Origin of the sequence: Burkholderia sp. IO2 (assembly GCF_029522185.1) — a bacterium.
Taxonomy (GTDB): Bacteria; Pseudomonadota; Gammaproteobacteria; order Burkholderiales; family Burkholderiaceae; genus Burkholderia; species Burkholderia cenocepacia.
The window spans coordinates 29210-50323 of record NZ_JAKWFH010000031.1; the positions used below are offsets into that span (position 1 = coordinate 29210).

Annotated in this window: 19 protein-coding genes and 4 tRNA genes; 9 read left to right on the plus strand and 14 right to left on the minus strand. The window is 67.1% G+C overall.

The genetic code is table 11. The features are described 5' to 3' along the window. Window positions 1–18: 18 nt before the first annotated feature. The 7 genes from MMB92_RS20405 to MMB92_RS20435 form a co-directional block, all read right to left on the minus strand. Window positions 19–1056 (minus strand): ribose ABC transporter permease, encoded by a 1038-nt coding sequence (locus tag MMB92_RS20405; RefSeq protein WP_006485281.1) that lies wholly within the window; start codon window positions 1054–1056, stop codon window positions 19–21. A 42-nt stretch (window positions 1057–1098) separates the two neighbouring features. Then, window positions 1099–2652: a sugar ABC transporter ATP-binding protein gene (locus tag MMB92_RS20410; RefSeq protein WP_241300616.1), complete on the minus strand. Its 1554-nt coding sequence runs from the start codon at window positions 2650–2652 to the stop codon at window positions 1099–1101. Continuing rightward, window positions 2639–3886 (minus strand): ROK family protein, encoded by a 1248-nt coding sequence (locus MMB92_RS20415; protein WP_060268024.1) that lies wholly within the window; start codon window positions 3884–3886, stop codon window positions 2639–2641. Before MMB92_RS20415 ends, MMB92_RS20410 begins: the two co-directional genes overlap by 14 nt. A gap of 292 nt (window positions 3887–4178) precedes the next feature. Beyond that, window positions 4179–4265, minus strand: a tRNA-Leu gene (locus MMB92_RS20420). A 246-nt stretch (window positions 4266–4511) separates the two neighbouring features. Beyond that, a tRNA-Leu gene (locus MMB92_RS20425) sits at window positions 4512–4598 on the minus strand. A 111-nt stretch (window positions 4599–4709) separates the two neighbouring features. Beyond that, complete coding sequence (locus tag MMB92_RS20430) at window positions 4710–5699, minus strand: aliphatic sulfonate ABC transporter substrate-binding protein (protein ID WP_277562900.1); 990 nt, start codon at window positions 5697–5699, stop codon at window positions 4710–4712. Window positions 5700–5886: 187 nt separating this feature from the next. Next, window positions 5887–5973: transfer RNA gene (locus MMB92_RS20435), tRNA-Leu, on the minus strand. A 249-nt stretch (window positions 5974–6222) separates the two neighbouring features. Between MMB92_RS20435 and rnr the strand changes: the two genes are divergently transcribed. The 6 genes from rnr (at window position 6223) to MMB92_RS20465 (ending at window position 13455) form a co-directional block, all read left to right on the plus strand. Continuing rightward, complete coding sequence (gene rnr / locus MMB92_RS20440; RefSeq protein ID WP_069357792.1) at window positions 6223–8703, plus strand: ribonuclease R; 2481 nt, start codon at window positions 6223–6225, stop codon at window positions 8701–8703. A gap of 148 nt (window positions 8704–8851) precedes the next feature. Next, window positions 8852–9595: a 23S rRNA (guanosine(2251)-2'-O)-methyltransferase RlmB gene (rlmB, locus tag MMB92_RS20445; protein WP_006484150.1), complete on the plus strand. Its 744-nt coding sequence runs from the start codon at window positions 8852–8854 to the stop codon at window positions 9593–9595. Window positions 9596–9704: 109 nt separating this feature from the next. Continuing rightward, on the plus strand, window positions 9705–10577 hold the full coding sequence (locus MMB92_RS20450) for an N-acetylmuramoyl-L-alanine amidase (RefSeq protein ID WP_006484228.1): 873 nt from the start codon (window positions 9705–9707) through the stop codon (window positions 10575–10577). 92 nt (window positions 10578–10669) lie between these two features. Next, the gene (gene rpiA / locus MMB92_RS20455; RefSeq protein ID WP_048986587.1) at window positions 10670–11365 is read left to right on the plus strand and encodes a ribose-5-phosphate isomerase RpiA; all 696 of its coding nucleotides are present in this window, start codon (window positions 10670–10672) and stop codon (window positions 11363–11365) included. A 282-nt stretch (window positions 11366–11647) separates the two neighbouring features. Continuing rightward, window positions 11648–12364 (plus strand): FCD domain-containing protein, encoded by a 717-nt coding sequence (locus tag MMB92_RS20460; protein ID WP_006484155.1) that lies wholly within the window; start codon window positions 11648–11650, stop codon window positions 12362–12364. A gap of 104 nt (window positions 12365–12468) precedes the next feature. Next, window positions 12469–13455, plus strand: coding sequence for a Gfo/Idh/MocA family oxidoreductase (locus tag MMB92_RS20465; RefSeq protein ID WP_060268028.1), 987 nt, complete (start codon window positions 12469–12471; stop codon window positions 13453–13455). Between the two features lie 51 nt (window positions 13456–13506). On the opposite strand, the gene MMB92_RS20470 is transcribed toward MMB92_RS20465, so the two are convergent. From MMB92_RS20470 to MMB92_RS20500, 7 genes are all read right to left on the minus strand, one after another. Then, entirely contained in the window at window positions 13507–14199 is a 693-nt protein-coding gene (locus tag MMB92_RS20470; RefSeq protein ID WP_006484207.1) for an amino acid ABC transporter permease, read from the minus strand. 122 nt (window positions 14200–14321) lie between these two features. Beyond that, on the minus strand, window positions 14322–15116 hold the full coding sequence (locus tag MMB92_RS20475; protein ID WP_006476115.1) for a cystine ABC transporter substrate-binding protein: 795 nt from the start codon (window positions 15114–15116) through the stop codon (window positions 14322–14324). Between the two features lie 99 nt (window positions 15117–15215). Then, window positions 15216–16253, minus strand: a complete 1038-nt coding sequence (locus MMB92_RS20480) for a quinone-dependent dihydroorotate dehydrogenase (protein ID WP_012492588.1) — start codon at window positions 16251–16253, stop codon at window positions 15216–15218. Window positions 16254–16351: 98 nt separating this feature from the next. After that, complete coding sequence (locus tag MMB92_RS20485; RefSeq protein WP_006484143.1) at window positions 16352–17182, minus strand: arginyltransferase; 831 nt, start codon at window positions 17180–17182, stop codon at window positions 16352–16354. 33 nt (window positions 17183–17215) lie between these two features. Next, a complete protein-coding gene (gene aat, locus MMB92_RS20490) occupies window positions 17216–17980 on the minus strand; it encodes a leucyl/phenylalanyl-tRNA--protein transferase (RefSeq protein ID WP_006495309.1) in 765 nt (254 codons plus the stop codon). A gap of 11 nt (window positions 17981–17991) precedes the next feature. After that, window positions 17992–18537 carry an NUDIX hydrolase gene (locus MMB92_RS20495; protein ID WP_006484214.1) on the minus strand — a complete coding sequence of 182 codons (546 nt, stop codon included), beginning with the start codon at window positions 18535–18537 and terminating at the stop codon, window positions 17992–17994. A gap of 174 nt (window positions 18538–18711) precedes the next feature. Next, window positions 18712–18788, minus strand: a tRNA-Met gene (locus tag MMB92_RS20500). A gap of 197 nt (window positions 18789–18985) precedes the next feature. Here MMB92_RS20500 and MMB92_RS20505 point away from each other — a divergent pair. Genes MMB92_RS20505 through MMB92_RS20515 form a run of 3 tightly spaced genes read left to right on the plus strand, consistent with a single transcriptional unit; the run spans window position 18986 to window position 21011 of the window. Beyond that, the gene (locus MMB92_RS20505) at window positions 18986–19483 is read left to right on the plus strand and encodes a heme-degrading domain-containing protein (protein ID WP_006484123.1); all 498 of its coding nucleotides are present in this window, start codon (window positions 18986–18988) and stop codon (window positions 19481–19483) included. Between the two features lie 3 nt (window positions 19484–19486). After that, entirely contained in the window at window positions 19487–19825 is a 339-nt protein-coding gene (locus tag MMB92_RS20510) for a multidrug efflux SMR transporter (RefSeq protein WP_006484181.1), read from the plus strand. A 31-nt stretch (window positions 19826–19856) separates the two neighbouring features. Continuing rightward, a complete protein-coding gene (locus MMB92_RS20515; protein ID WP_060268030.1) occupies window positions 19857–21011 on the plus strand; it encodes an enoyl-CoA hydratase/isomerase family protein in 1155 nt (384 codons plus the stop codon). Window positions 21012–21114: the final 103 nt, after the last annotated feature.

The following is a 21114-nucleotide window of genomic DNA, read 5'->3' on the forward strand; positions in this document are numbered from 1 at the left end:
CGCGGTGAGGGAACGGTGTCAGGTACGGGCCGAGTCGCGCTGGCGATAGCGGTCGAGGGCGACCGCGCCGATGATCACGAGCCCCTTGATGATGTACTGCCAGATGTCGGACACGCCGAGCAGCACGAGGCCGTTGGTCAGCACCGCGATGATCAGCGCGCCGATCAGCGTGCCGACGATCGACCCGACGCCGCCGACGAAGCTCGTGCCGCCGAGGATCACCGCGGCGATCGCGTCGAGCTCGTACGACTGGCCGAGCTGCAGGCCGTTGGCCGCATACAGGCGCGCGGCCGACATCACCGCGCCGAGGCCGGCGAGCAGGCCCGACGCCGCATATACGAACATCTGGATCGCCCGTACGTTGATGCCCGACAGCCGTGCGGCTTCCGGGTTGCCGCCGACCGAATAGATCCGCATCCCGAGCACCGTGCGGCGCAGGATGAACCACGAGATCGCGATTACCGCGCACGCGATCACGACGAGCCACGGCACGCCGAGGATCGAGCCGTTGCCGATGAACGCGAACGGCAGTTGCGGGTTGAACACGGTCGTGTCGTTGCCGATCAGGCGCGCGACGCCGCGCACGGCGGTCATCGCGCCGAGCGTGACGATGAACGGCGGCAGGCGCAGGAACGAGATCAGTCCGCCGTTGATCGCGCCGAACACGAGGCCGACCGCGAGCGCGAACGGCACGCCGAGCCAGCCCCAGCCGGGAAGGGTCGACGCGATGAGCGCCGCGACGGCCGCGGCGGCGAGCACCGAGCCGACCGACAGGTCGATGCCGCCCGTCAGGATCACGAACGTCATGCCGGCGGCGAGCACGATGTTGATCGACGCCTGCTGCGTGACGATCGACAGGTTCTGCAACGTGAAGAAGCCATCGGTCAGGAAGCCGAAGCCGACGCACAGGACCAGCAGCACCGGCAGCATGCCGGCCGTGCGGATCAGCGATTGCATGCGGGCGCGGTGATCGGCGCCGCGCATCAGGGGCGTGCGGTTGGCGACCGGATGGGCGGTCGCGGAAGCGAGGTTCCGCTGCTTGGTCGGGTTGATCATTTCGGTAACCTGAAAGTGAGAGTGAAATGAAAAGGGCGGGGCTCAGTGCGCGTCGGCCAGTTCGGCCTGCGAGCCGGTGGCGAGCGCGATGATCGCTTCCTGCGTGATCGGCGTATGCGTGTGTCCGCCGAGTTCACCCGCGATCTCGCCCTCGCGCATCACGAGCACGCGATCGGCGACGCCGATGATTTCCGGCAGTTCGCTCGAGATCACGATCACGCCCACGCCGGCACGGGCCAATTCGTTGATGATCCGGTAGATCTCGGATTTCGCGCCGATGTCGACGCCGCGTGTCGGTTCATCGAGGATCAGCACGCGCGGCTTCGTCTCGAGCAGGCGCGACAGCAGCACTTTCTGCTGGTTGCCGCCCGACAGCGCGCCGACGTTGACGTTGGCGTGCGGCACGCGGATCGACAGCGACGCGATCGCGTCGCGCGCCCGTTCGGCGCCGCGCGCGAGGTCGAGCGCGCCGAGCCGCGCATCGCGGTTGCACACCGAGATGTTGATGTTGTCGCGCACGCTCATGTCGAGGAACAGGCCCCGGCGCTTGCGGTCCTCGGTCAGGTAGACGAGGCCCGCGTCGATCGCGTCGCGCGGCGAGTGCGCGCCGAACGTGCGTTCGCCCAGCTTCACGTCGCCGCGCACGCGCGGCTCGGCCCCGAAGATCAGCCGCGCGAGTTCGGTGCGGCCCGCGCCGACGAGGCCGGCGATGCCGAGCACTTCGCCGGCATGCAGATCGAAGCTGCAGCCGCGTACGCGCGCGCCGTCTGCGACGTCGCGGACCGACAGCAGCAGGTGGCCGGGGTCGTACGGCGCGTGTTCCTTCTTGTAGAAACCGGAGATGTCGCGCCCGACCATCATCGCGACGAGCCGCTCGGCCGACAGCGACGCGCGTTCGAGCGTGCCGACGTACGTGCCGTCGCGCAGCACCGATACGCGGTCGGACAACTCGTAGATCTCCGCCATCCGGTGGCTGATGTAGATGATCGCGAGACCTTCCTCGCGCAACTGGCGGATCAGGCGGAACAGGTGCTCGGTTTCGCGCGACGACAGCGGCGTGGTCGGCTCGTCCATCACGAGGATGCGGGCGCGGGTGTGTACGGCGCGCGCGATTTCGACGAGCTGCTGTTCGGCGATCGACAGCGTGTCGACGAGCGTGTCGGGCCCGAACGGCGCGCCCAGGCGTGCGAGCACGTCCTGGCAGCCGCGCGCCATCGCCGCGCGGTCGATCGTGCCCCAGCGCCGGTTGCCGCGGCGCAGTTCGCGGCCGACGTAGATGTTTTCCGCGACGGTCAGGTTCGGCGACAGGCACAGCTCCTGGTAGATCACCGCGACGCCGGCATCGCGCGCGGCGAGCGGGCCGTCGATGTCGATGCGTTGGCCGTCGATCAGGATCTCGCCGCCGGCGTCGGCGCGGTACGCGCCCGACAGAATCTTCATCAGCGTCGATTTGCCCGCGCCGTTCTCGCCCATCAGCGAATGGATCTCGCCCGGATAGACGGTCAGGCTGACGTTGTCGAGCGCGCGGACGGCCGGGAACGTCTTGCTGATCCCGCGCATCTCGAGCAACGGACGGGGCGACTCAGATCGCGACATGGTTGACCTCCTGCGAGTCGGTGCGGGCGCCCTTGAGGATGCCGGCCCGCGGGGAGAAGTTGAAAAACATCGGCAGCGTGGCGGCGCCGATCGCGCCGGCGTCGGCGCCGAACGTGCCGCGCACGAGCACGGGCGTGCCGCGCGCTTCGGGTGCGGTCGCCACGAGCGCCGCGCGCAGCCGGCTCGTGACCGCGTCGAGCAGGCCCGCGTCGGTGTCGGCGTCGAGCACGACCACCGGCGCGTCGATCACGCACAGCACCGCGCGCAACGCCGGTGCGAGCGCGTCGACGCAGTCGTCGATCCATTCGTCGACGGCCGGCAGGCCGCGCGCGATGCAGGCTTCGAGATCGGCGCGGTTCTCGACCGTCTCGCCGTGATGGCGCAGGTGGCGCACGAGCGCATGCAGCGAGGCGCGCGCGAGCAGGATGTCCCACGGGCCGCGCGGCGGCGGCGCGGAGGCCAGCCGGCTCGGCGGCACCGGAATCACCGCGATGTCGCCCGCATTGCCGGTCACGCCGCGCAGGCAGTCGCCGTCGATCGCGATGCCGCCGCCGATCGCCGGCCCGATGAACAGGTAGACGAAGTCGTCGCACTGCCGGCCATATCCGTAGAACAGTTCGGCGATCGCGGCCGCGTTGCCGTCGTTTTCGCCGAACACGGGCAGCGACAGCGTGCGGCCGAGGTCGGACGCGAAGTCGACGTCTTCCCACGCGCGGAACGTGTCGGGTGCGAGGCCGAGTTCGCGCATCCACGCGCCGAGGTTGTACGGCTGCGCGACGCCGATGCCGGTCAGACGCGCGCGTTCATGGTCGGGGAGCAGGGCCTGCATTGCGTCGATGTCGTGACGGACGATCTCGAGCACGTCGGCGGGCGGCGGCAGCAGCGTGTCGTGAGAGCGGCGGCCGAGCACGTCGCCCGCGAAATTGACGAGCGCCGTCTCGATGCGCATCCGGTCGAGATGGACGCCGATGCCGAATGCACCGCGCGGATCGAGGCGGATCAGCGAAGCGGGTTGGCCGCGCTGGCCTTCGGTGCGACCCGCGAATTCGATCAGCTTCGCGTCGGCGAGCGCCCCGATGATGCTGCCGACCGCCGTGCCCGTCATGTTCGCGAGACGCGCGAGGTCGGCCTTCGACGCGCTGCCGGCGCGGCGCAGCGTCTTCAGCAGCAGGCGCTCGTTGTAACGGCGCACGTTGGCCGAATTGCTTCCCTGGCCGAAGTGCGGGCTTCTCATGGCGTCTCCTTCCATGTCGCACCGCTCGGCGGCGCATTAAATAAATCACGTTGATTTATTTAACCGCGTGAGGGACGGCCTGTCAGCCTAGGGAAATCCCGGTTTTTCTACGACGGAGGGTTCGCGTGGGGCGGAGTGACGTGAAGGGGCCGAATGCAGTCGTGTGCCGATCGACGGTACGTGAGGCGGGGAGAGGGAAGATACGCGATACGGAGATTCCGTAAGCGCGCCCGGTGCTGGGCGCCGGAAATGAAAAAAGGTCGGCAAAAGCCGACCTTTTTTATAAATCGAGTGGTGCCCAGGAGAGGACTCGAACCTCCACGATGTTGCCACCGCTAGGACCTGAACCTAGTGCGTCTACCAATTCCGCCACCTGGGCACGTTTCGCTTGCTGCAGTGCGAAGACCGCTATTCTAGCGTGCCGGGAGAATCTGTCAATAGAATTTGAGGGGCGGACGAAAATATTAATCTGGCGGCGTGATTGTCCTGCGCGGGAGGGCGTGCGAGCCGCGACGACCTCCGAGTGTGATGTTGGGAGGCGATACGTCGACGCGAGCGCACATATTTATTTGAGCGCCGGAAATGAAAAAAGGCCGGCAAAAGCCGACCTTTTTTACAAATCAAGTGGTGCCCAGGAGAGGACTCGAACCTCCACGATGTTGCCACCGCTAGGACCTGAACCTAGTGCGTCTACCAATTCCGCCACCTGGGCACGTTTCGCTTGCTGCAGTGCGAAGACCGCTATTGTAGCGTGCTGACGAAGTCTGTCAACACAATTTCATCCGGCACGCTAAAAATACTGCGCACCTTGCGGAACCGACCGTCACCCGCCGATCGGCTCCGCGCGCTTCGTCGCAAAATTCCAGCGCTGCGCCTGGTCCGTATCGACGCGAGCGGGTAGCAGTCCGGCCGCCAGAAACGTGTCCGCGATCTTCTGTTGTTCGCCGAAGTTTTGCGGGGCCACCGCGCGGACCACGTAGCTGCGTCGCGCATTCGCACGTGCGATCGTCGTGGCATCGAGTCCCCAGATCGGTGCGAGCGTGGTCGCGGCCTCCTGCGGATGGTCGCGCAGCCACGTACCGGCCAGCGACAACTGGTCGAACAGGATCTGGACGACGTCGGGGCGCGCCGCGGCAAAGCTGCTCGATGCGAGGTAATAGCGCTGGTACGACGCGAGTCCGTTGCCGTCGGCCAGAATCCGCACGTTGGGATTCCGGTCGACTGACGCGACATAGGGATCCCACGTGATCCATGCGTCCACGCTGCCGCGCTCGAATGCTGCGCGGCCGTCAGCGGGCGTCAGGTAATGGATCGCCACATCGGCAGGCGCGAGCTTCGCGCGGGCGAGCGCGGCAAGCAGCAAGTAGTGGCTGCCGGCTGCCTTCGTGACCGCGATGCGTCGGCCCTTGAGATCGGCAAGCGTGCGCAGCGGGCTGTCCTGCTTGACGACGATTGCCTGCGCCTTCGGCGAGGGCGCCTCCTGCGCGATGTACACGAAACGCGCATGCGCGGCCTGCGCGAAGACCGGGACCGTATCGGCCACGTCGGCGCTGAAGTCGACGGCGCCGACGTTGAGCGCTTCGGTCAGCGGCAATCCGCTCGCGAATTCGTGCCATGACACGCGCAGGCCGAGCGGCGTCAGCGCCTGCTCGAGCGTGCCGCGCGTCTTGAGTAGCGTGATCAGCGTCGACGACTTCTGGTAACCGATGCGCAGGGTGGCCGGCGCGTTCTCGGCGTGCGCGCGGACGCCGGCGGCAGTGAGGCCCGCGGCCAGCATCGCGCGCGCGAATGCGCGGCGGTTCATCGACGTCATGAAGGGGGCTCCTCGTTGGATGCGTTGAAAGCGAGGCGGCTAACGTAACAACGGGGACGACGATTGATAACCGATAAATTCTGCTATCGATCGGAGCGGCCGACATAAGGGCAGGGGACGGACGCTCGCGACGCAAGCGCGGAAATGAAAAAAGGCCGGCAAAAGCCGACCTTTTTTATAAATCAAGTGGTGCCCAGGAGAGGACTCGAACCTCCACGATGTTGCCACCGCTAGGACCTGAACCTAGTGCGTCTACCAATTCCGCCACCTGGGCACGTTTTGCAGTAGCTGCTTGCTGCAAAGAAGCGAAATTATAGCGCCCCAATTATTCCTGTCAACACTTTTTTGCGATGCATCGCAAACCGGCCGCCGACGCCCGCGCCGGCGGCATTCCGGTCATTTGGCGACACAGGCGGGTGATAGAATGACCCGCCGCCGTCAATATAGAACTGTCTGACGGACACCTCTATGTTGATGCCGTGCACCATCAGTCAACGCAACGAGAACAATCATCGACAAACCCTTGAGCAAATATCCGTACCCCATTCCGAGCCGTGAAGAGATTCTCGGCGTGCTGCGTACGAGCGACGCGCCGCTGGCCGCCAACGACATCGCCGAAGCACTGTCGATCAAGCGTCAGGAGCGCGAGGGGTTCTTCCGGCGTGTCGCCGCGATGGAGCGCGACGGCCAGATCCGCCTCGACAAGCGTGGCCACTACCAGTTGACCCATCCGTCGAATTTCGTCGCCGGGCGCGTGCAGGGGCATCGCGACGGCTACGGGTTCGTGATCCGCGACGACGGCCAGGACGATCTGTTCTTGCCGAACGGCGAAATGCAGAAAGTGATGCACAACGACCGCGTGCTCGCGCGGATCGTCGGCTACGATCGCCGCGGCCGGCCGGAAGGGCATGTCGTCGAAGTCACGGACCGCGCGAACAAGCGCGTGATCGGCCGTCTGCTGAACGAGAACGGCGCGCTGATCGTCGCGCCGGAAGACAAGCGCATCGGCCACGACATCCTGATCACGCAGAACGTGAAGAAGGCGAAGGTCGGGCAGGTCGTCGTCGTCGAGCTGACCGATTTCCCGAGCCGCCATTCGCAGCCGCTCGGCCGTGTCGTCGAAGTGCTCGGCGATATCGACGATCCGGGCATGGAAATCGAAATCGCGGTGCGCAAGTACGGCGTGCCGCACGAATTCAGCCAGCCGGCGCTCGACGAAGCCGCCGCGCTGCCCGACAAGGTGCGGCCGGCCGACCTGCGTTTCCGCGTCGACCTGCGCGACGTGCCGCTCGTGACGATCGACGGCGAGGACGCGCGCGACTTCGACGACGCCGTCTACTGCGAGCCGGTCAAGGTCGGCCGCGGCGACGGCTTCCGGCTGATCGTCGCGATCGCCGACGTGTCGCACTACGTCCAGCCGGGTACCGGGCTCGACGCCGACGCGCTCGAGCGCAGCACATCGGTCTACTTCCCGCGCCGCGTGATCCCGATGCTGCCGGAGAAGCTGTCGAACGGTCTCTGTTCGCTGAATCCGCAGGTCGATCGCTGCGTGCTCGCATGCGACATGGTGATCACCGCGCGCGGCGAGATCAAGGCCTACCAGTTCTACCCGGCCGTGATCCATTCGGCGGCGCGCCTCACGTACACCGAAGTCGCGGCCGTGCTGTCGAACACGAAGGGGCCGGAGGCCGCGCGCCGCGCGGACCTGCTGCCGCACCTGCAGGACCTGTACGGCGTCTACAAGTCGCTGTTCGCCGCCCGTCAGAAGCGCGGCGCGATCGACTTCGACACGACCGAGACCTACATCGTCTGCAACTCGCAGGGCAAGATCGAGCAGATCGTGCCGCGCCAGCGTAACGACGCGCACAAGCTGATCGAGGAATGCATGCTGGCCGCGAACGTCTGCGCGGCCGATTTCCTGAAGCGCAACAAGCATCCGGGCCTGTACCGCGTGCACGCGGGGCCGACGCCGGAGAAGCTCGAGAACCTGCGGGCGTTCCTGCGCGGCATGGGCCTGTCGCTCGGCGGCGGCGACAAGCCGCACGCGAGCGACTACGCGGCGCTGATGGCGCAGATTCGCGACCGTCCGGACGCGCAGATGCTGCAGCCGATGCTGCTGCGCTCGATGCAGCAGGCCGTCTACAGCCCGGACAACATCGGCCACTTCGGCCTGGCGTACGAGGCATACGCGCACTTCACGAGCCCGATCCGTCGCTATCCGGACCTGCTCACGCACCGCGCGATCTACGCGATCCTGTCGGGCAAGAAGTACACGCCGAAGGCGCCGGAAGGCTTCGAGTTGAACACCGCGTTGTCGCCGCGCGCCCGCGCGATGCAGCAGGCCGACGACGAAGCGCGCGGCCGCTCGCGCTCGAACACCGCGATCTGGGAAGAGCTCGGCCTGCACTGCTCGGCGAACGAGCGCCGTGCGGACGAAGCGTCGCGCGACGTCGAGGCGTGGCTCAAGTGCTACTTCATGCGCGACAAGCTCGGCGAGGAGTACGGCGGGATGGTGAACGGCGTGACGTCGTTCGGCATCTTCGTGCAGCTCGACACGCTGTTCATCGAAGGCCTCGTGCACGTGACGGAACTCGGCTCGGACTATTTCCAGTACGACGAGATCAAGAACGAGCTGCGCGGCGAACGCACGGGCATCCGCTATCGTCTGTCGGATCGCGTGCGCGTGCAGGTGAGCCGCGTCGATCTCGATGCGCGCAAGATCGATTTCCGCCTCGTGCGCGATACGCCGGTGAAGGCGCCGCGTCCGTCGCCCGCGCCGGCTGCCGGCGTCGATCGCAACGGCAACGGCAACGGCAATGGCCCGCGCGTGCGCGCGCTGCCGCCGGTCGAGGAAACCGTGCCGCGTCGCAAGAAGGCCGCGAGCGCGCCGAGCGTCGCGGTGCAGGAGGCGCGCGCCGCGCGTGGCGCCGCGAAGAAGAAGGGCGGTGGTGGCGCGCCGGCGAAGCCGACCGCGAAGAAGACCCGCGCCCGCAAGAAGTATTGAGCGTTCGGGGCGGCGTACGCGCACGCCCTGCAGTATCGAGAGACGCCGCGTCACCGGTCATCGGCCGGCCACGCGGCGCTTTCCTTTTCCATGGATCGCGGCTGCGCACGTCGCGCGACCGCACGTTTGATCGAAGGTTGTTCCAGTCATGTCACGTCTGAAGGTTCTTTACGGTTTTCATGCGGTGACCGCACGTTTGCGGCACGATGCATCGACGGTTGCGGAGGTGCTGTACGACCAGACGCGCCGCGACCGCCGCATGCAGGAGTTCCTGCACGCCGCGAAGGAAGCGGGCGTGCGGCTGATCGCAGCCGACGAAACGCGCCTGTGGGGCCTCGCGCACACCGAGCGTCACCAGGGCGTCGTCGCGCGCGTCGAGGACATGCCGCTTGCGCAGAACCTGTCCGAGCTGCTCGACGGCATCAACGGGCCCGCGCTGCTGCTCGTGCTCGACGGCGTCACCGATCCGCACAACCTCGGCGCATGCCTGCGGGTGGCCGATTCGGCCGGCGCGCACGCGGTGATCGCGCCGCGCGACCGGGCGGTCGGGCTGAACGCGACCGCCGCCAAGGTCGCGAGCGGTGCGGCCGATACGGTGCCGTACATCACGGTGACGAACCTCGCCCGCGCACTGCGCGAGCTGAAGGAAGCCGGCGTGTGGATCATCGGCACGTCGGACGAGGCGCCGGCGACGCTCTACGAAACGAAGCTCGACGGCCCGGTCGCACTCGTGATGGGCGCGGAAGGGGAAGGGATGCGCCGGCTCACGCGCGACACCTGCGACGAAGTGATGAGCATCCCGATGGCCGGCAGCGTCGAAAGCCTGAACGTGTCGGTCGCGAGCGGCGTGTGCCTGTACGAAGCCGTGCGCCAGCGGCGCGTGAAGGGCTGACCCCGGGGCCGACCCGACCCGTCCCGCGCGCGATGCGCGGGCGTCGAATGACCCGAACGACGCGTGCCGCGAAGCAAGGCGGCACGCGGTTCTCCGGAACCCGCGACCGATGACCCTGTTCCGCGTTGGCGTCTCCTGCACCGTGCTCGGCCTGCTGGCGGCCTGCACGTCGCCGTCGCTCGTCGAACGCGGCACCTACTACGCCGATACGAGCCTGCATGCGCGCGGTGCGGATTCACGGATCCGCTTTCTCGTGATGCATTACACCGAAAGCGACGAGACGAAATCGCTGCGCACGCTGACCGGCGATTCGGTCAGCGTGCATTACGTCGTCCCGCCGCAGCCGCGCACCGAGCGCGGCATGCCCGTCGTCTACCAGCTCGTTCCGGAGGCGCAGCGTGCGTGGCACGCGGGCATCAGCGAGTGGCAGGGCACGACCGAGCTGAACGCGGTGTCGATCGGCATCGAGAACGTGAACCGCGGCCCGCTCGATCCGCAGCATCGCACCTGGCAGCCGTATTCGCCCGAACAGGTCGACGCGCTGACCCGCCTGGCGAAGGACATCGTCGCGCGCTACGGGATTGCGCCGACGCGCGTGGTCGGGCACAGCGACATCGCGCCGCAACGCAAGATCGATCCCGGCCCGCTGTTCCCATGGCATGCGCTCGCGCAAGCCGGCGTGGGCGCATGGCCGGACGACGCGACCGTCGCCGCGCGGCTCGGCGGCCGCGACCCGCATGCGCCGGTCGACGTGCGCGACCTGCAGCTCAAGCTCGCGCGCTACGGCTACGACGTGCCGACCGACGGCGTGCTCGACGCGCGCACGCGGCGCGTGTTCGCGGCGTTCCAGATGCATTTCCGGCCGTCCGATTACGCGGGCAATCCGGATGCCGAAAGCGACGCGATCGCGCAGGCGCTGCTCGACAAGTACTTCCCCGGCACGCAAGCGGCGGACCACGCGCCGGCGGCCGATACGCGCTGAATACGCGACGCCCCGCACGCCGAAAAACGCGGGGGCGTCCGCCGACTCCGGTAAACTGGCGGTTTTCCGCAATCCCGCAGCATTACCACGCCATGACTCAAGACGAACTCAAACGCCTCGTCGGCCAGGCCGCCGCCGATTACGTGATCCAGAACGTGCCGGAAGGCGCCGTGATCGGCGTCGGCACCGGCTCGACCGCCAACTGCTTCATCGACGCACTCGCCGCCGTCAAGTCGCGCTATCGCGGCGCCGTGTCGAGCTCGGTCGCCACGACCGAACGCCTGAAATCGCACGGCATCAAGGTGTTCGACCTGAACGAGATCGACGCGCTGCAGGTGTACGTCGACGGCGCCGACGAGATCGACGCCGGCGGCGCGATGATCAAGGGCGGCGGCGGCGCGCTCACGCGCGAGAAGATCGTCGCGTCGGTGGCCGACACGTTCGTCTGCATCGCGGACGGCAGCAAGCGCGTGCCGGTGCTCGGCGCGTTCCCGCTGCCGATCGAGGTCGTGCCGATGGCGCGTACGGCGATCGGCCGGCGCGTGACCGCGCTCGGCGGCGTGCCCGTGCTGCGCGTGACGAAGGACGGCGCACCGTACATTACCGACAACGGCAACGAGATCATCGACGTGAAGGGCCTGCAGATTGCCGATCCGCGCGGTTTCGAAGCGCAGGTGAACGCATGGCCGGGCGTCGTGACGGTCGGCCTGTTCGCCGAGCGCGGCGCGAATCTGTGCTTGCTCGGCACGGAAAACGGCGTTGAAACGATCGTTTATCCGGCTGCTTGAATCTGAATGAGAAGCAGTCCGTAATGGCGCGGTAGCGCCGTCATGGATTGAATGTTTAAATCTTGTGTAAACCGGGGTCCGGCAGGCGCGACGCGCTTCCCGGGCCTTTTTTTTAGCCGTATAAATCTACCCCGTTCAAAAGAGGGATAACCCTGTCAGGTGTTTACCAGATAGCGAAATATCCTCGAACTCATCAACTTATAGATCATAAGAACAGAGTAGTAACCAGGGCCGGCGGAACTGCGGAGCAGGTGTTCGCAAATCGACGCACGGGGAGGTGTCATGGAGCAGGGCAAAGACCGGTCACTGGTCGCCAAAGTGATGGATGGGCTTGTCTCGGGTATCGTCGAAGACAAGTATGGCGGCATCTTGCCGCCGCAGGACGTGCTGTCGAAAGAGTTCGATGTGAGCCGCACGGTGATGCGGGAAGCGTTGTCGATGTTGCTTGCGCGCGACATGCTCGACGTGCGTCCGAAAGTCGGTACGCGCGTGCGGCCGATGCGCGACTGGCGGATGATCGACGAAGACGTCGTGAGCTGGCGCTTTCGGGCAAAGCCCGATCCGCAGTTCATGCGCGACGTCATCGAATTCCGGATGCTGATCGAACCACGTGCGACCGCGCAGGCGGCGGTGCGTGCGACGGCGGCCGATATCGCCGGCATTCGCGAAGCGTTCGACGCGTTCAAGGTGCTGCAGCCCGGCGACCCCGGCTACGACACGGCGGACGAGTTGCTGCACACGCGGATCGTCCAGGCGAGCGGCAACCAGTTCTTCCAGCAGATGGCGGCGATCGTGCGCGGGGCCGTGCGTCTCGTGAATCCGCGCGTCGTGCAGAAGGAAGGCGCGCATGACATCGCAGTGAAGGCGCATGCGCGCGTCGTCGATGCGATCGAGCGGCGCGACCCGCGCGAAGCCGAAGCGGCCTCGCTCGCGCTGATCGACTTCAGCGCGGACGAGATTTCGCGCGATTTCTCGGTCGACGTGCCGGTGCGTGCCTGACGCGGCGCGTGTCGTTGCTCATCCTGGTGCCGCCGGGCCGTTTATCATGACGTCCGGCCGGCAGCGTGCCGGCTACCGTCATACGACCGACACGGAAGATCAGGATGAACGACAACGACCATCGCCCGGTGCGCTTCGGCATCGTCGGTGCAGGCAGCATTGCGCGCCGCTTCGCGCAAAGCCTCGCGTACGTGCCGGGCGCCATGCTCGCCGGTGCCTGGGCCCGCCGCGCCGACGCAACGGCCGCCTTCTGCGAGACATACGGCGGCACGCCTGCCGCGAGCCTCGACGCGCTCCTCGCGAGCGATCTCGACGCCGTCTACATCGCGACGCTCCATGACAGTCACGCGCAGTACACGCTGGCCGCATTGGCCGCCGGCAAGGCCGTGCTGTGCGAGAAACCCGCGGCGCTGAACGCCGCGCAACTCGACACGGTGCTGCACGCGGCGCGCGATGCCGGGCTGCTCTTCATGGAGGCGATGAAGCCGCCGTTCTTCCCGCTGTACCGTCAGCTACGTGCGCATCTGCGCGACGATCCGATCGGCGAGATCCGGCTCGTGCGGGCGGGCTGCGCATCGTCGTCGGTGCCGGAGGATCATTCCGTCTATCGCCTGGATCGTGCGGGCGGCGCATTGCTCGATATCGGCATCTACGAGGCGTTCCTGGCCGTCGACTGGCTCGGCGCGGCGCGCGACGTGCAGACGCTCGGCCGCGTCGGCGCGACCGGCGTCGACCTGTTCGCGAGCCTGAACAGCGTGCATGCGAACGGCGGGATCGCGCAGCTCTTTTGCGGGCTCGACGTGATGGGGCGCGGCGACGCGCTGATCGCGGCGGCGGGCGGTCACGTGACGATTCACGAGAAGTGGTGGAACCCCGCGCGTGCGACGATCCGCTACGCGGACGGGCGCACCGTCGAACTCGATGCGCCGGTCGAAGGCGGCGGGCTGAACTACGAAACCGCGCATTTCTGCGACCTGCTGCGCGCGGGCGAAACCGAAAGTCCGATCATGACGCACGATCATTCGCGGCAGATGATCGCGATGACCGATGCGGCGCGCGCCGTGCTCGGCGTGCGCTATTCGGGCGAATAGGCGGGACGGAGGGGCCGGGCCCGCGAGCGCGGCCCGGCGCGACTGCGTGGTTCAGTGCCGCGACGGCAGCGACAGGCGCTTTTCGTACCAGCGCTGCACCCATTCGAGGATCTGGCACAGGATCCAGTACACGGCCGCGGCGGCGAGATAGAGCGGCAGTGGCTGATAGGTCGCCGCGATCACTTCCTGCGCGCTGCGCAGCAGTTCGGTCACGGTGATCACGGACACGAGCGACGTGTCCTTGATCAGGCTGATCAGGCTGTTGGACAGGCTCGGCACCGCGATGCGCAGCGCCTGCGGGCCGATCACGTAGCGCAGCGTCTGCCCCCACGACAGCCCGAGGCTGTACGCGGCGAGCCACTGGCCGCGCGCGATCCCGTTGATCGCGCCGCGCATGCTTTCCGACATGTACGCGGCGACGTTCGCGGACAGCGCGATGACGCCGGCCGGCGTCGGGTCGAGCGAGATGCCGAGGCTCGGCAGCCCGTAATAGATGACGAAGATCTGCACGAGCAGCGGCGTGCCGCGCATCAGGCTCACATACGCGCGAGCCAGCCACGCGAGCGCGTTGACCCAGATGCGTTCGAAGCCGTCGAGCGCCTCGCTTTGCCGGATGCCCATCATCGCGAGCACGACCGCGCCAAGCAGGCCGAACACCATCGACAGCACGGCGAACTTGACGGTCAGTACGGCACCCTGGGCGAGCACCGGCAGCGATTGGACGAGCAGGGACGTTGTCGACATGGAATACGAATCGAATGCGTGCGCGAAAGCGCAATCATAAACCGGACCAATAAAACAAAGGGCGGCATCGTTGCGGATGCCACCCTTTCCGGCCCGCCGTCAGGCGGGAAATGCAGGCGTGCTTACTTGATCGGTTTCGTCACGTCGATGCCGAACCACTTGTCCGAGATCTTCGTGAACGTGCCGTCGGCCTCGAGTTGCGCCATCGCGTCGTCGATCGCCTTCTGGAACTTCGGGTTGCCCTTCTTGAACGGGATGCCGGACGGGTTCGCCGAGCCGACGTTCGCGCCCGGGCGCAGCGGCAGCTGGGAATTCTTCGTCAGGTACGCGAGCATCAGGCGGTCGTTGAGCGCGGCGTCGAGGCGGCCGGCCGCGAGATCGCGCAGGTACTCGGGCGCGCCCGGGTACGTCTTCACGTCGATGCCCGGCACGGATTTCGCCATGTCCATGTAGTTCGTGCCGAGCGCGACGCCGAGCTTCTTGCCCTTCAGGTCTTCCAGCGACTTGAACTGACGCGTGTCGTCCTTGCGCTGGATCAGCTGCGCGGACGAGTACGTGTACGCCGGCGAGAAGTCGAGCGTTTCCTTGCGCTTGTCGGTGATGCCGACCTGGTTGGCGATCACGTCGAACTTGCCGGCCTGCAGGCCGGCGATGATCCCGCTCCATTCGGTCGTCACGAATTCGGCCTTCACGCCGAGCTTCGCCGCGACGGCCTTCGCGATGTCGACGTCGAAGCCGACGAGTTCGCCTTGCGGGCTCTTCGAGTTGAACGGCGGGAACGTGCCTTCGAGGCCGACCCGCAGCGTGCCGCGTTGTTTGACCTGGTCGAGGAGGTCGGCCGCGTGCGCGGTCGCCGCAGCGAACGACGTGCCGATCACGCCGGCCACCAGCAGCTTCTTCAGCAGCGAAAATTTCATCGTGTGTGTCCTTGCCCTGTCGGGGTCAATGGTTTTGGTCATGCGCCGATGATAGCAAAAATGCTATCGATGACTAAATATAGTTTGCTTATGGCTATATTACGCGGTGCGTTCGCGGGCGATCGCCTTCACGCATTCCGACACGAGTGCCGGACCGCGATAGATGAAGCCGGTATAGAGCTGGACGAGCGCCGCGCCGGCCGCCAGCTTCGCGCGGGCGTCCTCGCCGGAGAAAATGCCGCCGACGCCGATGATCGGCACGTCGTTGCCGACTTCCGCGTGCAGCTTGCGGATCACTTCGTTCGACGCGTCGAACACCGGGCGGCCCGACAGGCCGCCGGCTTCGTCCGCATGCGGCAGGCCCTGGACGGCCGCGCGCGACAGCGTCGTATTGGTCGCGATGACCGCTTCGATCTTGTGGCGCAGCAGCGTGTCGCCGATTTCCTTGACCTGCTCGTCGTCGAGATCGGGCGCGATCTTCAGCGCGAGCGGCACGAGCTTGCCGTGCAGGTCGGCGAGGCGCTGCTGCTTGTCCTTCAACGCGGCGAGCAGCGCGTCGAGCTCGCCCGCGCCCTGCAACTGGCGCAGGTTCTTCGTGTTCGGCGACGAGATGTTGATCGTCACGTAGCTCGCGAACGGGTACACGCGCTCGAGGCAGTACAGGTAATCCTCGGCGGCGCGCTCGATCGGCGTGTCGGCGTTCTTGCCGATGTTCAGGCCGAGGATGCCGCGATAGCGGGCGGCCTGGACGTTCTTCACGAACTGGTCGACGCCGTGGTTGTTGAAGCCCATCCGGTTGATCAGCGCCTCGGCCTGCGGCAGCCGGAACATCCGCGGGCGCGGATTGCCGGGCTGCGGGCGCGGCGTGACGGTGCCGACCTCGATGAAGCCGAAGCCGAGCGCCGCGAGGCCGTCGATGGCTGCGCCATCCTTGTCGAGGCCGGCCGCGAGGCCGACCGGATTGCGGAACGTGAGCCCCATCACGGTGCGCGGCGCGTCGGGCACGCGGGCCGACAGCGCGCAGGCGAGGCCCGTGCGGCCGGCCGCGCCGAGCGCGCGCAGCGTAAGGTGGTGAGCGTCTTCCGCATCCATTTTGAACAGGGATGCGCGGGCCAGCGGGTAGAGGGAACTGAACACGGGAATTGGGCGGACGGCCGGAATGAATGACAACCCGCTATTTTACCGGGAGTTGCGCGGCACGGGCGCGCTTCGCTTCGTAGCCACCGCGGCGTGCGTCAGCCCGAGCCGGAATGCCCGCCCGGCAACGGCGCGCGCGCCAGCGCCGCGTCGACGGGCGGCAGGTCGACGCGCTCCGGATCGAGCGTCTTCCAGCGGCCGTCGATCAGCCCTTCGAGCGGATGGAAGTTCGCCTTGTAGGCCATCTTCGGGCTCTCGCGGATCCAGTAGCCGAGGTACACGTAGGGCAGCCCGAGACTCTTCGCCTGTTCGATCTGCCACAGGATGTTGTAGGTGCCGTAGCTCGTGTGCCGGTCGTCGGGCTCAAAGAACGTATAGACCGACGACAGCCCGTCGCCGAGGATGTCGATCATGCTGACCATCCGCAGCTTGCCGGGTTCGCCGCCCGGTGCGTCGAGGTCGCGGAATTCGACGAGGCGCGAGTTGATCCGGCTTTGCAGCAGGAACTGTTCGTACTGGTCGCGGCTGTCGCGGTCCATGCCGCCGCCTGCGTGGCGCGCGGACTGGTAGCGCATGTAGAGCGCGTAGTGCTCTTCGTCGTAGTGCAGCGGCGAGACCGTCGCGACGAGTGCGCGGTGCCGCTTCCACATCCTGCGCTGCGTGCGCGTCGGCGCGAACTCGCCGACCGGCACGCGCACCGGTACGCATGCGCGGCAGCCGTCGCAGTACGGGCGGTACGTGAAGACGCCCGAACGGCGGAAGCCGGCCTTCACGAGCTCGGTGTAGATGTCGGAATTGATCAGGTGGCTCGGCGTCGCGACTTGCGAGCGCGCGATGCGGCCGTCCAGATAGCTGCACGGATAGGGCGCCGTTGCATAGAATTGCAGCGCCGAAAGCGGTGAAAGCGGCAGCTCAGTCGGGTGAGTCATGGGCAGCTCTCGATGCAGGGAAGGAGTGCCGCGCTAGCGCTCGGTCCCGGAGGGCGCCGCCGTTTCGGCGGGGCTCGTCAGCGCGGCGAGCACGCGCTTGTCGAACTGCCACGGAATCGGCGGTTCGGCTACCGCGCTGCGCACGTGAGCGACAAAGGCCTTGCGTGCGATCTCGCGGCCGCCGAGCGACGCTAGATGCGACGTATTCTGCTGGCAGTCTATCATCTCCAGCCCCTGCTCGCGAAGGTGCGCGACGAGCGTGGCCAGCGCGATTTTCGACGCATCGGTCACGTCCGCATACATCGACTCGCCGAAGAACATCCGGCCGAACGACACGCCGTACAGGCCGCCGACGCGGCGCCCGTCGTGCCACGTCTCGATGCTGTGCGCGTTGCCGGAGCGGTAGAGCGACGTATAGGCGTCGATGATCTCGGCGGTGATCCAGGTGCCGCGCTGCCCGCGGCGCGGCGCTTGCGCGCAGGCGCGCATCACGCCGGGAAAGTCGTGATCGACGCGCACTTCCCAGCCCGGCTCGCGCAGCACGCGCTTCAGCGTCTTGCGCAGCGACGGCGATACCTTGAATTCGGCCGGCACGAGGATCATGCGCGGGTCGGGGCTCCACCACAGCACCGGCTGGCCGTCCGAGTACCACGGGAAGATGCCGCGCAGGTAGGCGTCGATGAGCCGCGACGGCAGCAGGTCGGCGCTCGCGGCGAGCAGCCCGGGCGCGCCGGTCGCGGGACCGAGCGCGCGTTCGATGGACGGAAACGGATCGTCCGGGCCGAGCCAGGGAACCATGGGAGCGGGGCTCAGCCGTTGCGCAGCGAGCGGAAGATATCGCCGGTGTGCACGCCGTAGTCGCCGGCGGCGCGATCGGCGAAGAAGAAGCGCAGCGTCTGGCTGACGGTCGGGAACGCGATCTCGTCCCACGGGATGTCGGCTTCGTCGAACAGTTTCACTTCGAGGCTTTCCTCGCCGGCTTCGAAGGCCGGGTCGGTGAGCCGTGCGAGGTAGAACAGGTGGACCTGGTGCACGTGCGGCACGTTGAGCAGCGTGAACAGGTTCTGCACCTCGACGCGCGCGCCGGCTTCCTCGAGCGTTTCGCGCGCGGCGGCTTCCGCCGTCGTTTCGCCCATTTCCATGAAGCCCGCCGGCAGCGTCCAGAATCCGTAGCGCGGTTCGATCGCGCGGCGGCACAGCAGGATCTGGTCGCCCCAGACCGGCACCGTGCCGACGACGTTGCGCGGATTCTGATAATGGATCGTGCCGCAGTGATCGCAGACGAAGCGCTCGCGGTTGTCGCCCGGAGGAATGCGCGCGAGGACTTCGTGACCGCAGACGGAGCAGAATTTCATGTCGAGTGGAAGGGACGAGGTGATGCGAGTGTATCACCGGGCCGCGGCATTCTCGAACGCCTGCGCGTGGAGCGGCACGTCGTGCGAAATGGCGAGTGCGCGAGCGGCGCGCCCGGACGCACGAAAACAAAAAGCCCGGCGCGAGGCCGGGCTTTTTGCGAAATTCTGGACGGTTGGTTGCGGGGGTAGGATTTGAACCTACGACCTTCGGGTTATGAGCCCGACGAGCTGCCAGACTGCTCCACCCCGCGTCCGTCGAAGAAATGAATTATATGGGGTTGCCCGGAGGTGCGCAAGTGTTTTCTGACAATCCCGTGGCGGGCGCTTGTGGGGCCGGTACGTGGGGGCACGTGCGCTAGAATCGAGCGGTTTGTGTCGTCATTCCGGCAGCGGCCCTGCGCGATCGCATCGGCGCCGTTGCGACTCTCATTACTGCATCGACGGATTCATGGACATCGCTCACGATCTGCAATCGATCGGCGCGCAGGAACAGGCGCTCGTGTTTCCCCATTTCGACCCGGCCCGCGCGTGGGCGCTCGGCAACCGGATGCATGCGCTCGCGACGTCGCGCGGCCATGCGATCGCGATCGACATCGCCACGTTCGGCCAGCCGCTGTTCTATGCGGCGCTCGCCGGTGCGACCCCCGACAACGCCGACTGGGTGCGCCGCAAGCGCAACGTCGTCGCGCATTTCCGTCGCAGTTCGTACGCGATCGGCCTGCGCATGCAGCAGGCCGGCGCGACGCTCGCGGACAAGCACGGGCTGCCGGTCGCCGAGTATGCGTCGCACGGCGGTTCGTTTCCGCTGACCGTCGCCGGCGCCGGCGTGATCGGCTCGATCACCGCGTCCGGGCTGCCGCAGCGCGCGGACCACGAGTTCGTCGTCGAGGCGCTGTGCGCGGAGCTCGGTCACGACTACGCGGTACTGGCCCTCGCAAGGAGCTGAGCGATGCAACTGCCCGGTTACGCATGGCTCGCGATCGCGATCGTCGCGGAAGTGATCGGCACGTCCGCGCTGCGCGCGGCGGACGGCTTCACGCGCTTCTGGCCGTCGGTGCTCGTCGTCGCGGGTTACGGCGTTGCGTTCTACTGCTTGTCGCTCACGTTGCGCACGATGCCGGTCGGCATCATCTATGCAGTCTGGTCGGGCGCCGGCATCGTGCTGATCACACTCGTCGCGATGCTGCTCTATCGCCAGGTGCCGGACGTGCCGGCGGTGATCGGCCTCGGGCTGATCATCGCCGGCGTCGTGGTGCTGAACCTGTTCTCGAAGATGCAGGCGCACTGAGCGTGCGACTGCCGTTTGCCGGACGACTTTCATGACCGATTCCACTTCCGCCGCCGTTTCCGCCGAATCCCCCCAGCCCGACGTGCGCGCGTATGTCGCGAACCGCATCGGCTTTCTCGAACTGAACCGGCCGAAGGCGCTGAACGCGCTGTCGGTCGGCATGATCCGGCTGATGCAGCGGGCGCTCGACGCGTGGCGCGACGACCCCGACGTCGTCGCCGTCGTCGTGCACAGCCCGCATCCGCGCGCGTTCTGCGCGGGCGGCGACGTGCGCTTCTTCCACGACGCGTGGCAGCGCGGCGACCGCGATGCGGTCGATACGTTCTTCATCGAGGAATACACGCTGAACCATGCGATCTTCACGTATCCGAAGCCGTACATCGCGCTGATGCACGGTGTCGTGATGGGCGGCGGCATGGGGATTTCGCAGGCGGCGCGGCATACCGGCGGCCTGCGCGTCGTGACCGACTCGACGAAGATGGCGATGCCCGAAACACGCATCGGCCTGTTCCCGGACGTCGGGATGAGCTGGTTTCTCGCGCGCACGCCCGGCGCGATCGGCCGCTATCTCGCGGTGACCGGCGCGACGCTCGACGCGGCCGGCGCGCTGTACGCACAACTTGCCGACGTCTATCTGCCCGATGCCGCGCTGCCGGCACTGCTCGATACGCTGCGCGGCGCGCGCATCGACAGCGGTGCGCAGGCCGTCGCGTGCGTGGCCGAGGCGGCCGCCGCGCACAAGGTCGTGCCGACGCCCGACACGTCGGCGCTCGCCGATGCGCGCGCCGGAATCGATCGGCATTTCGCGCAGCCGGACATCAACGCGATCCTCGCATCGCTCGACGCCGAGCAGGATTGCGCGGCGGTCGACGGGTGGGTCGAGAAGGCGACCCACGCGATGCGCGAGCAACTGTCGCCGCTGTCGATGGCCGTGTCGCTCGAAGTCGTCGAACGCGCGCGTGGCGCGACGATGGCCGATTGCCTGCGGCGCGATCTCGATCTCACGCGCTCGACGTTTGCGCGCGGCGACGTGATCGAAGGCGTGCGCGCGCTGATCGTCGACAAGGATCACCAGCCGGTGTGGCGTTTCAAGTCGGCCGCCGACGTCGATCGCGCCGACGTGCTTGCGATGTTCGACAGCCCGTGGACGCCCGACACGCATCCGCTGCGCAAGCTGCAGGACTGACGCCGCTCAGCCCGACCGCGCGGCCGATCGACGCGCGACGCAGAAACGAAAAGGCCGCGTGCACATGCACGCGGCCTTTTTGCAGGGATGTCGGCCGGGCCGA